Source organism: Streptomyces sp. NPDC094032 (assembly GCF_040303965.1).
Classification (GTDB): Bacteria; Actinomycetota; Actinomycetes; order Streptomycetales; family Streptomycetaceae; genus Streptomyces.
This window is the reverse complement of record NZ_JBEOUE010000001.1, coordinates 248,301-261,871: the sequence shown is the minus strand read 5'-3', so window position 1 is coordinate 261,871 and position 13,571 is coordinate 248,301. Positions and strand designations below refer to the sequence as shown.

Annotated in this window: 13 protein-coding genes; 7 read left to right on the top strand and 6 right to left on the bottom strand. The window is 72.3% G+C overall.

The features are described from left to right. The first annotated feature begins 1 nt into the window (after window position 1). From ABTZ54_RS00955 to ABTZ54_RS00930, 6 genes are all read left to right on the top strand, one after another. Complete coding sequence (locus ABTZ54_RS00955) at window positions 2-1,060, top strand: lipase family protein (RefSeq protein ID WP_351655197.1); 1,059 nt, start codon at window positions 2-4, stop codon at window positions 1,058-1,060. After that, window positions 1,057-1,986 carry an acetoacetate decarboxylase family protein gene (locus tag ABTZ54_RS00950; protein ID WP_351655194.1) on the top strand — a complete coding sequence of 310 codons (930 nt, stop codon included), beginning with the start codon at window positions 1,057-1,059 and terminating at the stop codon, window positions 1,984-1,986. The genes ABTZ54_RS00955 and ABTZ54_RS00950 overlap by 4 nt, the downstream gene beginning before the upstream one ends. Next, window positions 1,983-2,468, top strand: coding sequence for a hypothetical protein (locus ABTZ54_RS00945; protein WP_351655191.1), 486 nt, complete (start codon window positions 1,983-1,985; stop codon window positions 2,466-2,468). The genes ABTZ54_RS00950 and ABTZ54_RS00945 overlap by 4 nt, the downstream gene beginning before the upstream one ends. Beyond that, complete coding sequence (locus ABTZ54_RS00940) at window positions 2,465-2,878, top strand: hypothetical protein (RefSeq protein WP_351655188.1); 414 nt, start codon at window positions 2,465-2,467, stop codon at window positions 2,876-2,878. The genes ABTZ54_RS00945 and ABTZ54_RS00940 overlap by 4 nt, the downstream gene beginning before the upstream one ends. Beyond that, on the top strand, window positions 2,875-4,221 hold the full coding sequence (locus ABTZ54_RS00935) for a patatin-like phospholipase family protein (RefSeq protein ID WP_351655185.1): 1,347 nt from the start codon (window positions 2,875-2,877) through the stop codon (window positions 4,219-4,221). Before ABTZ54_RS00940 ends, ABTZ54_RS00935 begins: the two co-directional genes overlap by 4 nt. Before the next feature lie 102 nt (window positions 4,222-4,323). Continuing rightward, window positions 4,324-5,211, top strand: a complete 888-nt coding sequence (locus ABTZ54_RS00930; protein ID WP_351655182.1) for a hypothetical protein — start codon at window positions 4,324-4,326, stop codon at window positions 5,209-5,211. Window positions 5,212-5,276: 65 nt separating this feature from the next. On the opposite strand, the gene ABTZ54_RS00925 is transcribed toward ABTZ54_RS00930, so the two are convergent. After that, window positions 5,277-6,110, bottom strand: coding sequence for a S1 family peptidase (locus ABTZ54_RS00925; protein WP_351655179.1), 834 nt, complete (start codon window positions 6,108-6,110; stop codon window positions 5,277-5,279). Between the two features lie 233 nt (window positions 6,111-6,343). Here ABTZ54_RS00925 and ABTZ54_RS00920 point away from each other — a divergent pair, with 233 nt between their 5' ends. Next, window positions 6,344-6,901, top strand: a complete 558-nt coding sequence (locus ABTZ54_RS00920) for a hypothetical protein (RefSeq protein WP_351655176.1) — start codon at window positions 6,344-6,346, stop codon at window positions 6,899-6,901. Window positions 6,902-6,983: 82 nt separating this feature from the next. Here the strand turns inward: ABTZ54_RS00920 and ABTZ54_RS00915 are convergent, their stop codons facing one another. The 5 genes from ABTZ54_RS00915 to lanL form a co-directional block, all read right to left on the bottom strand. Beyond that, window positions 6,984-8,381 (bottom strand): APC family permease, encoded by a 1,398-nt coding sequence (locus ABTZ54_RS00915; RefSeq protein ID WP_351655173.1) that lies wholly within the window; start codon window positions 8,379-8,381, stop codon window positions 6,984-6,986. 279 nt (window positions 8,382-8,660) lie between these two features. After that, entirely contained in the window at window positions 8,661-9,515 is an 855-nt protein-coding gene (locus ABTZ54_RS00910) for an ABC transporter permease (RefSeq protein ID WP_351655170.1), read from the bottom strand. Continuing rightward, a complete protein-coding gene (locus tag ABTZ54_RS00905; RefSeq protein ID WP_351655166.1) occupies window positions 9,512-10,504 on the bottom strand; it encodes an ABC transporter ATP-binding protein in 993 nt (330 codons plus the stop codon). The genes ABTZ54_RS00910 and ABTZ54_RS00905 overlap by 4 nt, the downstream gene beginning before the upstream one ends. A 98-nt stretch (window positions 10,505-10,602) precedes the next feature. Next, window positions 10,603-10,758, bottom strand: coding sequence for a VenA family class IV lanthipeptide (locus ABTZ54_RS00900; protein ID WP_351655164.1), 156 nt, complete (start codon window positions 10,756-10,758; stop codon window positions 10,603-10,605). Window positions 10,759-10,828: 70 nt separating this feature from the next. After that, entirely contained in the window at window positions 10,829-13,552 is a 2,724-nt protein-coding gene (gene lanL / locus ABTZ54_RS00895; RefSeq protein WP_351655161.1) for a class IV lanthionine synthetase LanL, read from the bottom strand. Between the last annotated feature and the right edge of the window lie 19 nt (window positions 13,553-13,571).

The window sequence follows — 13,571 nt, the reverse complement described above, 5'->3', positions numbered from 1 at the left end:
CATGACCCGCACACCCGCCACCGGCCCCACGACCCGCCGTGACCACGTCACCGAGGTGGTGCCGCTGGCCGCGCTCGACGGGCGCCCGCTGACCCTCGTACACATCCGGGGCAAGCTCCCGCCCACCCGGGGTCCGGTGCTCGTCGTGCACGGCGCGGGGGTACGGGCCGAGCTCTTCCGGCCGCCGACGCGCCGCACCTTCGTGGACGCGCTGATCGACGAGGGCTGGGACGTCTGGCTGCTGAACTGGCGGGCCTCGATCGATCTGGCTCCGGTGCCGTGGACGCTGGACCAGGCCGCCGCGTACGACCATCCCGCCGCCGTGGCGCACGTGCTCGCGGCGACCGGCACGGACCGGCTGAAGGCGGTGGTGCACTGCCAGGGTTCGACGTCGTTCATGATGGCGCTGTCGGCCGGGCTGCTCCCCCAAGTGGAGACGGTGGTCAGCAACGCGGTGTCGCTGCACCCGGTCGTCCCGCGGCTGTCCACGTTCAAGCTGGCCCGGCTTGCACCGCTCATGTCCCGGGTGATGCCGGCGATCTCACCGGCCTGGGGCGACCGGCCGGCGGGCCCGCTGTCCCAGGCCCTGGTGTGGTTCGTGCGCGCGACCCACCGGGAGTGCCGGAACTCGGTGTGCCGCATGGTGAGCTTCACGTACGGCAGCGGCTGGCCCGCGCTGTGGTCGCACGCGAATCTGGACGAGGCGACGCACGACTGGATCCGCGGCGAGTTCGCCGAGGTGCCGATGACCTTCTTCACCCAGATGAACCGGTGCGTCCGGGCCGGGCAGCTGGTCGCGGCGGAGGGCATCGAGGGGCTGCCCCGGGCCTTCGCCGAGCGGGCGCCGCGCACCGACGCGCGGATCGTGCTGCTCGCGGGCGAGGACAACCTGTGCTTCCTGGCGGAGAGCCAGCAGCGCACGTACGACTTCCTGAACGCGCACCGGCCGGGCCGCGACTCCCTCCACCTGCTCCCCGGCTACGGCCATCTCGACGTGTTCCTGGGCCGCCACGCGGCGACCGACACGTATCCCCTGATCCTTGAGGAGCTCGCCCGATGAACCGGTTCCTTGATCTCGCCCGGCTGGGGCTCTCGGCCCTGCCGTCGCCGCTGCCGCGCCGGCAGCGGCGGCTCACCGGACGGCACTCCCTGGTCGACGGCATCCCCTTCGAGCTGCCCGTGGACTCGGTCGACACGCCCTGTCTGATGGCCGGGTTCCCCGTCGACCGGGAGGCGGCGGCCCGGCTGCTGCCCGGCGACGAGCTGCACCCCGTGACGCTGCCCGGCGGCAAGGGGCTGCTCGTCGTCACGGTCGTCGACTACCTGCGGACGGACATCGGCCGCTACATCGAGTTCTCGATCGCGCTGGCCTGCACGCACGGCCCGCGGCCGGCCCCGCCACTGCTGCCCGGACTGCTGCGGGGCGCCTTCCGCACCGGACAGTACGTCCTGGACCTGCCGGTGAGCAGCGAGATCTCGGTCAAGGGCGGCAAGGGCATCTGGGGGATGCCGAAGCACCAGGCCAGTCTCGACTTCAAGGTGAGCGACACCGCCGTGTCCAGCCAGTACGAGACGGGCGGGCGGCTCGGGATGTACATCGAGATCGAGCGCCCGCCGGCGACCGCGCTGCCGGTGAAGGCGTCGGCGGTCAACTACTGCGCGTTCCGCGGGATGCTGATGAAGTCGACGGTCTACCTGGACGGCCCGGCCGATGTCGCGGTCGGGCGGCGGGCCCGCGCGCGGCTCGTGCTCGGCGACGCGCCGCAGGTCGCGGCCCTGCACGGGCTCGCCATCGCGGACGATCCGCTGTTCACCCTGTTCCTGCCGTCGGCGCAGGGGGTGCTGGACGACCACTTCGAGTGCTGGTTCCTCACCAGCGGGGAGCCGGGGCGGACGTACGGGGAGGCGCTGGACAGCGTGGTCGGGCTCGGCCTCTCGCAGGAGTGGCCCCCGCCGCCGCGCCTGGACGTGGGGGCGCACCCGTGAAGGAGGCCCTGCTGCTGGTCAACGCCGTGTACTTCCTGTTCGGCGCGACGATGTACATGGGGACGATGTGGGTGCTGAGGTTCTTCCTCTATCCCACCTGGCGGTCCCTCACGCCGGAGAACGTGGGCGACCACTTCGGCATCCCCACCACCCTCGCGACCAAGTTCTTCACGGCGGTCGTGCCCCTGATGTTCGTCTCCGGGATCGTGCTGGTGTGGAGCGAGTGGGGCGAGTGGTACGTCGCCCTGTCGGCGGTCTGTCTGGCGGGCATCCTGGTGCTCACCTATGTCGGCCAGCGGCTGATCATCCCGATCAACAAGCGGATCCGGGCCGGGGACTTCGACGGACCGGCCGGTCTGACGCCCCTGCTGCTGCGCTGGATGCGCCTCAACGACATCCGTTTCGTCGGCTCGACGATCACCTGGGCGGCGATCGTCTGGTACGTCGTCGCCAAGGGCGACCTGCTGGGGGCGCTGGAATGAGCGTGCTGCCGCCGTACGTACGGCGTGACCTCCTGCGCGTGGTGCTGCTGCTGATCGGCGCGGTGACGGTGCTGACCGGCCTCGTCCAGCTGTGCGCGCCGGGGCCGGTGCTGGACCTGCTCTCGGTGGAGTCGACGCGGACCAGCCGCCATCTCTTCGCCACCGTGGGCATGTTCATGGTGGTGGTGGGCGGTCTGGTCGTCCAAGCCCTGCTGACCCCGGCCCCTCCCCCGTACGTGCTGTTCTGGGCGGGGGCGCAGAAGTTCGGCGCCTTCGCGCTGGTGGGCATCGGGGTGATCCGGGACCTGTTCAGCTCGCTCGCCCTCCTGGTGGCCTTCTTCGACCTGGCGACGGCCCTGCTCCTCTGGCTGATGGCCCGCCGCCTGTCGACCGCGGCGGCGCACCCGTGACCCGGCGGTCGCTGGTGCTCGCGGGCGGCGGGATGCGGGTCGCCTGGCAGACGGGCGTGGTGCGGGCGCTGCGCGAGTACGGCCTCGACTTCGACCATGTCGACGGGACCTCGGGCGGCATCATGACCACGGGCATGGTGCTGTCGGGACAGGACCCGGCGGAGATGGGCCGGCGCTGGTCCGAGCTGAACGTACGGGACTTCAGCTCGGCGCTGCCACTCACCGACTACCTCAAGGGCCCCTGGGCCCTGCCCGCCCTCGGGAGCGCGGAGGGGATCCTCGACAAGGTGCTGCCCGCGCTGGGCATCGACGTGGCGGCGATCCGCTCCTCGCCGGTGGCGGGCACCTTCAACGTGGCCGATTTCGTCACCAAGACGTGTGTGGCCGTGCCGCACACGGAGATCGATCTGGAGCTGATGGCCGCGGGCATGTCCCTGCCGCTGTTCGTGCCGCCGCTGCGGCGCGGGGCGCGGGTCTGGACCGACGCGGTGTGGATCAAGGACGCCAACCTGACGGAGGCGCTGCGGCGCGGGGCCGAGGAGATCTGGCTGGTGTGGTGCATCGGGAACACCCCGTACTGGGGCGACGGGCCCCTCGAACAGTACGTACACATGATCGAGATGAGCGCCTCCGGGGCACTCTTCGCCGAGCTGGACGCCGCCGCCGGGGCGCACCGCCCGTTCACCCTCCATGTCGTCGCGCCGCGCCACCCGCTCCCCCTGGACCCGGAGTTCCTGACCGGCCGGATCTCCGCCGACTCCCTGGTGGCGATGGGGTACCGGGACGCGTGGGAGTACCTCGGCTCCGCGCTTCCGTCGGGTGTCCCGAAGGATCCGACGTGCACGACGATGCGGGAGCCCGTGCGCGGGGTGCGCTTCCGGGAGCGGCTGCGCGGCGAGGCGGCGGGCGCCCCGCTCCTGCTCGACGTGACGGTGGAGCTCCCGCTGCCGCCGGACGGCACCCCGTCGCCCGGCGCGCGCCTTGCCGGGCACGTCGACCACGGGCCGTGGGGCGGCCGGGTGCTCCTCGCGGACGGCCGGGTCGAGTCCGAGGGCGACGGTGTCGACTACGTGGCGCGGGTGAACCTGTCCGGGACCTGGCGGGAGCTGCGCGCCCACCGCGACCTGGCCGACGCCCCGGGCCCCGACCTGTGGTCCGACGCCCATGAGGCGGCCTTCCGCGCGGCCGACGGCACCTCGGCCGATCTGCGGCTGACCCTGCGCGAGGCGGCCCGGACGCTGGCCTCCCTCGAACCGTACGGCGCCCATGGCTTCCGGGACCGTGCGGAGGCCTTGGGGGAACTGGCCCGGGTGGGTCTGCGGCGGGCGCTGACGGGGCGGTGAGCAGCACCGGAACTTCACCCGAACGGAGTAGCCCAGCGCCCTGCCCGGCGGCCTCGCTCCCAGACTGGTGAGGTACCTCCGAGTCGAGAGAGCCGCGACATCATGACTGGTGCGACAGATTTCCAGATCTCGTTCGACGACGGCATGGCGGAGTCGGACCGGCGGGACGCGGAGCGTTCGGTCGCCGCCCTGGTGGAGCACTCCCTGGCGTACTCCGCGCGCGAACGCGCGGCCGAGGCCGAGCTGGCGGAGCTCTCGGACGCGCTGGCGGCCCCGTTCACGCGGCTCGTCCGGGAGGACCCCGACGCGGTGCGGGCGGCCGAGCGGCTTGGCGCGCGGGACGTGCTGCGCCTGCGCGAGACGGACGCGCTGCGGGAGGACGGGGCCTCCTACTTCCCGCCCCACGAGCGGGCGAACGTCCGGTCCGTGGGCTTCGTGCCGCCGTACGACTTCAGCTGGTCCTGGCACGAGGACGGCGGCTTCCCGCCGCACAGCCAGATCCTCAACCGGGCCACGGGAGAGGTGGGTCTGGACGGCCGGTCGGGCTCGCTGCCCGACGGGGTCGCGGGGCGGGTCGGGGCGCACGCCGGGTTCGGGGTGGTGCTGCCGACGACGAACCCGGGGCAGAAGTTCCCCCACGCGGTGCTCAATCCCGGCCGGTTCGTCTTCACTCTGAAGGCCGTCGGCATCGGCGGCAACGCCACGTCCGAGGGCGGTTTCGAGCTGACCGTGTTCGAGGACGGGCACTTCCTCGTCGGGGCGAACGCCCAGTTGTGGCGCTCGCGGATCAGCGCGGGCGAGGAGAGCCGGGGTGGCGACGGGCCGCGGCCGATGGCGGGCCCCGAGCTCCAGTTCACGATGGTCCCGGGCCGCTCGTACGTGTTCAACGCGGGGATCTGGGTGGTGAGCGACCGCTCGCCGGGGATCGGCGCGGCGGCGGCGCAGTCGCTCCTCCAGGGCACCGTCACCCGGATGTGGATGTTCGGCTGATCCCGTGACCCGACCCGTCCGGCCGCGGGGCGGCCGGACGGGCGATGGCGATGGCGACGCGGGTGTTACGGCTTCGGCAGGGTGCAGCCCGGGCGGTTCAGGTCGATCACGTTCCCGGGGCCGACGCAGGGGACGATGATGTACGTCTCCTGGGCGTAGTTGATGCCCTGGCGGACCGTCACGACGCCGTTCTCGTCGACCTCGCACGGGTTGTTCACGGTGCAGCTCTCACCGTTCTCGTTGCCCGTGTTGTTGACGGCGACGACCTTGCCGGTGGTCGTGTCGATGACCGGCGAGCCGGAGGTGCCGCCGATGGTGTTGCAGGAGGAGGTGTAGCGGACCGAGTCCTTCCAGGTCCACTCCCCCTCCTTCAGGCGGTAGACGAAGCCGTCGGCGTTGCAGCTGTAGATCCGCTTCCAGTACCCGGACACCACCTTGATCGACGAGCCCTGCGTCGGGTGCGCGTCGTTGAGGGTCAGGGCGCCGATCCCGTAGAGGCTCTGGATCTGCGCGTACGTCTTGGTGACCTGGTAGATCGAGATGTCCGTGTCGGTCATCGTGGCGTACGAGATCTTGCTGGCCCGCAGCGTCGCGACCTTGGTGCCGGCCGAGTTGAGCAGCGAGAACGAGCGGGTGGAGTTCACGTCCTTGACGACCTGGCCCGCCGCGGGCATGCCGGTCTCCAGGCAGTGCCCGTTGGAGAGGACGAGCGCGGGGTCGCCGGGCTGGGAGTTCGGCATACGGACGAGCGAGCCCGAACAGTTGCTGAGCGCGACCGTGCCGGCGAAGTCGACGGCGACGGCCGCGGAGGCCTGCGGCGGCGCGGAGGCCATGGCCGGGGCCGCGGCGGCTCCGGTCAGGAGCAGCGCGAGCAGCGCGCCGACGAGAGGCTTCTTCATGTGGGGGTTCCCCTCTGATGACATGCAACCGAAGATCCTCCGGTTGTCATGAGCATTCTTAGAAGCGCGACGCCAACCCACAAGAGGGCGTGCGGAATTGAGTCATCGTCATATCCGCGCGAGCCGGAGCGGTTGTCCACAGTGGTCGGAAGGGCCTACTGGACAATCCACGGCCGCCGAAGACTGAGGTCCGGACGGGCCACCCGGCCCTCCAGGAGACCGAGGAGACGCACATGGACCTGCGCAGGACATCCGCCGCACTGCTGGCGGCGGCGGGGGTGATCACCGGCGCGCTGCTCACCACGGCGGCGCCGGCACAGGCGTACGGGACGCTGGACGTCCGGAACGCACGGGTGGACACCGGCAACTGCGCCCGGCTGAGCGGAACGCTGACGGTGACACCGGCCACGTACGGCTGCTATCTGTACGACTCCGTGGACGACACGTACTTCGTGAAGGACGCGGGGGGCGAGGCGGCCAAGATCGAGCTCAGGAACGGCGGCACCCTGGTCTCGAAGGTGGAGTTCCACCCGTACGACCGGAACCTGTGGATCTACGACACGAGCAACGACGGCGACACGGTCTACGTCCGGCTGTACTCGACCAAGCGCGCCCAGTGGTCCCCGGTGTACTACGCGAAGGGCACGGACGCCGCGATCGACTACCACCGGGTCACTCCCGAGGACGAGCCCTGGCTGGCGCGGATCGCCGAGGACGAGGACATCCTCGTGGAGGTCTACGACAACTCCGACGCGACCGGCCGGATCACCGGCGTCTGGGCCAGGGCCTGACCTGCGGGAAGCGGGCCGGTACGCCGAGGGGCCGGGGCGGCTGTGGCCGCTCCGGCCCCTCGGGCGCGGTCGGGTGGGACGGTCAGGCCTGCTCGTCCTCGGGGATGCTGACCAGCCAGCGGGTGTCCCGCCGCGGGCGCAGGTACAGGGCCCAGTAGAGGGTGGCCACGGCCGTGATGCCGCCGGTCCACACCAGGTACTCGGTGTCCTGCATGTACAGGACGTAGGCGAGAACGCCGATGAGCAGCACCGGGACGGCCGGCCACAGCGGCATGCGCCATGCCGCGGTCTCGCGGTGCGCGCCCCGGCGGCTGAACAGGGCGGCCACCGCGACCAGCAGGTACATGCCGGTGACGGAGACGCCGGTGACGCCGTACAGGGTGTCGAGGTTCACGAAGCACAGGGCCGCGCCGGGCACGCCCACCGCGAGGGTGGCCACCCACGGGGAGCCGAACTTGCCGAGCCGGGACAGGGCGTTGTTGACCGGCTCCGGCCAGGCCTTGTCGCGGGCGGAGGCGAACAGGACGCGGGAGTTCTGGATGACCATGACGATGCCGGCGTTGATGATCGCCAGCGCGACGCAGAGGCTGATGAAGGTGCCGACGGCGGAGTTGGACCAGGCGGCGATCATGCCGCTGATGTCGCCGCCGGTGAGGGTCTTCAGGTCACTGGCGCCGAGGGTGATCGCGACGACGGGCACCAGGATCACGGCGGTCGAGATGGCCAGCGTGGCGAGCACGGTGCGGGCCACGTTGCGGCGCGGGTTCTCCAGCTCCTCGGAGAGGTAGACGGCCGTGGAGAAGCCCTGGGTGACGAAGAGGGCGATGGCGATGCCGGAGACGACCATGGCGCCGGTGACGAGCGAGTGGCCGCCTGCCCCGTGGGCGACCTGGCCATGGACCAGGGTGTCGACGCCGCGCTGGGAGTGGGAGAAGCCGAGGACGGCGACGATGCCGGCCGCGACGACCTCCAGGACCAGGAAGATGCCGGTGATCCAGGCGTTGGCCCGCAGGTCGAGCAGACCGGCGAGGGTGGCGAGGACCATCACGCCGGCACCGGCGAGCGGCGCCGGGATGTGCACCAGGGGCGCGAGGTAGTCGGCGGTCCCCATGGCGATCACCGGTGGCACGATCATCACGACCAGGAGGGACAGGACGAACACTAGCCAGCCGGCCAGCCGGCCCGAGAGGGTCGAGACGATGGCGTACTCGCCGCCCGCGCTCGGGATCAGGGTGCCCAGCTCGGAGTAGCAGAACGCCACGCCGATGCAGATCAGCGAGCCGATGGCGATGGTGAGGGCCGCGTACGTGCCGACGCCGTCGAACAGGTCCGGTACGACCACGAAGAGGGTCGAGGCGGGCGTCACGCACGACAGCGTGAGCAGCGTGCCGCCCACGACACCGATGGAGCGCTTGAGTTTCTGCGGCACGGGGCCGGTCTGGGGGGCCAACGCGTGCGGTGCGCTGAGGGTGTCCGTCATCAGGCGGTTCCGATCGGTGCGAGCTGTGTTCTGAACGGGAGCGGTATCGCCTCCGAGGCGTCCGGTGATCAGATGGGTCCGTGGCTCCCGGGCTGAATGGAAGCTCGGGCGGAACCGCAGGTCAATGCCCGTTCCACTGCGGAATCCGTCGTTCCAGGATGCCCGAAGGACATCCCGGGGCGCTAAGAACGCGATAAGACGCCGCAAACACTCCGTGCGGGAACCGCAGCCGTCCCCTCAGGACTTTTCCCGCGCTTTACCCCCGTGGGCGCTCCCCGGTCACTCCGGACGGCTGAAGCGGCGGGCGGCCCACAGCAGGGTCAGCGCTCCGACGGCCAGGAGCAGCCCCGCCTCCAGGGCCAGCGGAGGCTGCCGGCCCGCCCATTCGATGCCGCCCACGGCCGCCTGGTCCGGGACGCGCAGGGCGATGCAGCGGCGCAGCAGGTCCACCCCGTACGCGAGCGGGTTCACCGTGGCCAGGGCGCGGGCCCAGCCCGGCATGGACTCCAGGGGGAAGAAGGCGCCGGAGAGGAACAGCAGCGGCATCATCAGCAGGCTGAGCAGCGTGTGGAAGGTCTCGGGGCTGCGCAGGGCGACCGCCAGCATCAGGGCCAGGGCGGTGATGGCGAAGGAGGCGAGCAGCATGCCGCCGAGGAGCAGCAGCAGGAGCAGCGGGTCGTACGGCAGGCCGACCGTGCCGGCCAGGCAGAGCAGGACGGCGCCCTGCACGGCGGCGACGAGGGTGCCGCCCGCGCAACTGCCCAGGAGGAGGGTGGAGCGGCTGACGGGGGCCATCAGGAGCTCGCGCAGATAGCCGCTCTGCCGGTCGGTGATCAGCCGGATGCCCACCATGATGGCCGGGGTCTGCACGGTCATCATGAGCATGCCCGGGAAGAGGAAGGTCTGATAGCCGGTGCCCAGCGAGGCGGCGGGGATCAGGGTGGCGAGCCCGCCGCCGAGCGCGAAGAGATAGAGCACCGGCTGGAGCAGGACCAGCGCGGCGTGCGACCGCTGGCAGGCCAGGCGCAGCAGATCACGGTGGACCAGGGCGTGGACCGCGCGCAGCTCGTGGCGCAGCCGGGGCGCCCGGCCCCGCTCCGTGGCCTCGGGCGCCTGGAGGGTCAGGGCGGTCATCGGCCGGCTCCCGTCGCCGCGGGGGTGGTGGTGATGCTGCGGCCGGTGTGGTGGAAGAAGACGTCGTCGAGCGTGGGCGGGGTGGCGGAGGCGGCGTGCACGGCGATGCCGTGTCCCGCCAGCGCGGCGCACAGGCGCGGGATCCACGCGCTGCCGTCGGGCACCCGCAGCCAGGTCCCGTCGGCGTCCGCGGTGACGGGTCGGTCCGGCGGCGCGGCCTGGGCGACGACCTTGCGCGCCCGCTCGTCGTCGCTGGTGCGCAGCACCACCCGGTCGTCGCCGATCTCCGCCTTGAGCGCCTGCGGCGCGCCCTGCGCGACCAGCCGGCCCCCGTCGATGATCGCGATCCGGTCGCAGTTCTCCGCCTCGTCCAGGTAGTGCGTGGTGACGAAGAGGGTGCTGCCGTGCCGGTCGCGCAGGGCCCTCAGGTGCTCCCAGATCTGGGCGCGCGCGTGCGGGTCGAGGCCGGTCGTGGGCTCGTCCAGGAACAGCACGCTCGGGGAGTGCAGCAACTGGCGGGCGATCTCCAGGCGTCGCCGCATGCCGCCCGACAGGGCGCGTACGGGGGAACGCCGCCGGTCGGTGAGACCGGCTGGTTCGAGCACCTCGGCCGTCCGCGCGCGCACGTCGCGGCGGGGCAGCCCGTAGAGACGGGCGTGGACGCGCAGGTTCTGCTCGACGGTCAGGTCCGGGTCGAGGGCGCTGTGCTGGAAGAGGATGCCGACCTGGCGCCGTACGTCGTGCGGGCGGGTGGCCACGTCGAAACCGGCCACGGTGGCGTGACCGGAGGTCGGGCGGGCCAGCGCGCACAGCAGGGCGATGGTCGTGGACTTCCCGGCGCCGTTGGGGCCGAGGAAGGCGAAGGTCTCGCCCCGGCGCACGTCGAGGTCGAGACCGCGGACCGCGTCGAGGGTGGTGCCGTCCGGGCCCGGATAGCTCTTGACCAGGCCGCGCGTGCGGATGGCGTACCCGGGGTCGGCAAGCTGCATGCGTCTCGTCCTCGTCCTCGTCGGCCTCGTTCGGGGCTGGGACCCGCTCCGGCCGGCGGCTGCCTCGGGGCAACCGCCGGCCGGGGGGTGCTTCGGTGTTACGCGCAGCTGATACCGATACAGACGGTCTGCAGCAGGGTCAGCAGGCCGACGCACGCGCACGTTCCGCTGAACGAGTCGCCGTCGACGCCGACCGGGTCGGTCTCCGGAAGGGCGTGCAGGTGGGCCAGCAGCTCAAGGTCCTGGTTCTCCATGACAATCTCCTTCTCTGTGGTGTGGCGACAGGGGGTCCCACCGGACGGCGTCCGGTGGGATTCCCGCCGCTCAGACCGGCTGCTGGACCATCCAGTGCCGGGGCTCTGTGTGGCGCACCCTCAGGAGGAACGCCAGGATTCCGGAGGATCCGTCGCTCCAGCCCGTCGAGACGTCCCCGTACTCGTTGGGGAAGACGACGTGGCTGCCGCGGTGGGACCGTTCGGAGACGATGAGGCGGGCCAACTGCTCGGCGCTCGCCCGGTGGGCGGGGTCGCCGGTGGCCTCGGCCATGTCGAGGAGGTAGTCGCCGTTGCCGGCGAGGCCGTGGCACTGGCTGACGGCGGCGCGGGAGGCGCGCTCCACGACGGCCCGGGTGCCGCGGACGGCGAGGTCGCCGTAACGGTCGTCGCCGGTGGACCGCCACAGGCGGGCCAGGAAGGAGCCGATGCCGGCCGAGCCGTGGCACCAGTGCGGGGCCGTCGGCACGTCCCCCGCCTGGGACGGCCACTGGGCCGCGCCGTCGACCATGACGGCGTGCGTCACCAGAAGCTCACCCGCCGCCACGGCCAACTCCCGGTGCTCCGGGCTCTTCGTGACGGCCGAGGCCTCCAGGAGGAAGCAGCCGATGCCGGAGGCGCCGTGGGCGAAGCCCAGGTACCGCTTGCCGGCCTCCTCGACGACGGCCTCCGCCGGCACCGGCCAGCTCACTCCCGACGGCTCGCGCCGGGCGGCGGCCACCAGCCGGTCGGCCGCTTCGGCGACCCGCTCGGCGAAGCGGGGGTCGCCCGTGCGGTGCCAGAGGTGGACGGCGGCCAGTCCGCTGCCGGCCGCGCCGTGGGTGATGTCGTGGCTGGGCGTCGACTCCTGCGGCGCGAGGGCCAGCGCCAGGGCGTGGTCGACCAGCGCCCGGTCGTCGACGGCGCGGCCCGCGTCGTACAGCGCCCAGGCGGTGCCGCGGCCGCCGAAGTGCAGGCCGGGGCGGGCGGAGCGGGTGTCGGTGCGGTCCACGATCCAGCGGCCCGCCGTGGAGATCAGCTCCGGCAGGCGGGGGTCGCCGGTGAGCTCGAAGTAACGCGTCAGGACGGCCAGCACACCGGCCGCGCCCTGCTGCACCGTGCAGGCGTCGGTCTCCCCCGCCTTGGTGGACACGGGCCACAGGCGTCGGTCGTCGTCCGGGGTCATGGAGTCGACGAGATGCTCCACGATCCCGGCGATGGCGACGTCGATGGTGTCGGTTCTCGCGTCGGCGCCGGATCTCGTGTCGGCGTTGGCCCTCGCGTCGGCGGCGGCTTCGGCTCTCGCGTGGGTGCTGGGCACGCGTGTGCCGGTCGTGTCGGTACAGCTCTCCCGGAGCGCGTCCCGGGCCCGTGCCGGGTCCCAGCGCTCGGCGGGGTCGTCCTTCATCAGGCCGAGGATCAGGGCGCGCAGGTTGTCCGCCAGTCCCAGCGGGGCGGCGCAGGCGTCCAGCCACTCGGCGAGCCGGTCCTGCGCGGGCCGGGTGGACGGCTCCTCCTCCAGCAGGTTCGGCACCTTGCCGGCCAGGACGAAGCACAGGGTCGCGCCGAGGCTGTAGTAGTCGCCGGTCGGCGAGACGGGCGCGTCCACCAGGCGCTCGGGAGGACTGAACCCGGGCGTGCCGACGCGGGTCGGGAGGGCGTCGTCGTCGGCGAGGACGGCGAGCTCCAGGTCGATGAGGCGCAGCTCGCCGTCCGGACGGACCATCACATTGGCGGGGGTGAAGTCGCGCAGCACACAGCCGTGGGCGTGGGCCGCCTCGACGAGGTCCACCAGCCGCCCGGCCTGGGCGAGCGCGTCCGCCGCGTAGGGCGCGCCGCCGACGTCGCGGAACTGCTCGGCGACCCAGTTGCGCAGGGGGATCCCCGGCACCTCCTCCTGGGCCAGGAACAGGTGCCCGCCGTGCTCGAACATCGCGAGCGGCTCCGGCGCGAGCCCCGTGCCCCTGAGCTTCTCCAGGGTGCGGGCCTCGGCGCGCAGCCAGTCACGGACGTCGTTCCCGGAGGCGTCGGCCTCCACGTGCGGCCGGGTCTCCTTGATCACCACCGGGGCGCCGGTGCCGACGTCGTTGCCCCGGTAGACGCCGCCCTTGTTGGTGTGCCGGATCGCCTCCCGTACCGAGAAGCGGCCGCCGAGCACGACCGGGCGTCTCGGTGTCTCCGTCCTGGGCGGCGCGACGGGCACGGAGTCGGGGAAGGGGCTGACCGCCCACGCGGGCGGGGTGTACTGGCCGGTCCGCTTGTCCTCCACGGGGTTGCCGTCGGGGTCCTCGATGTACCAGATCATCAGGCCCTGGTCCGAGAGCCGCCGCCGCCCGACGAAGGCGCCGTAGCGGTAGTGCACCAGGCTGTTCGGGGCGTACGGCTGGTCGGACAGGATCCGGGGTCCGGCCAGGCCCTCGGTCGCCGTGTGGAGGTCCAGGGCGAGGCGGGCCGCGTCGGCGTCGGAGGCGGGGTAGACGGTGATGAACTTGCCGGAGCTCCCGCGGGGCGTGGCCCGGGTGTTGAGCGCGCTCACCTGATCCAGCGACCGGGCGAACTTGAACGCCGACCGGTCCCGGAGCAGGACCTCCAGGGCCTTCCCGAGCACCGCCGGCGCGGAGCCGGCCGTCGCCGAGACGTGCAGCTTCCAGCCCTGGGCGGGGCCGGTCCCGGAGCGAGGCGCCACCCGGCACCAGCTCTCGTCGGACTCGGTCGCCCAGCTCTCGCCCTGCTCCATGGAGCGCAGCGCGCCATGGAGCAGGGCTTCCAGCTCGGACTCGGTGACTTGGGTCGTCATGCCCATCCCTCTCAACGGG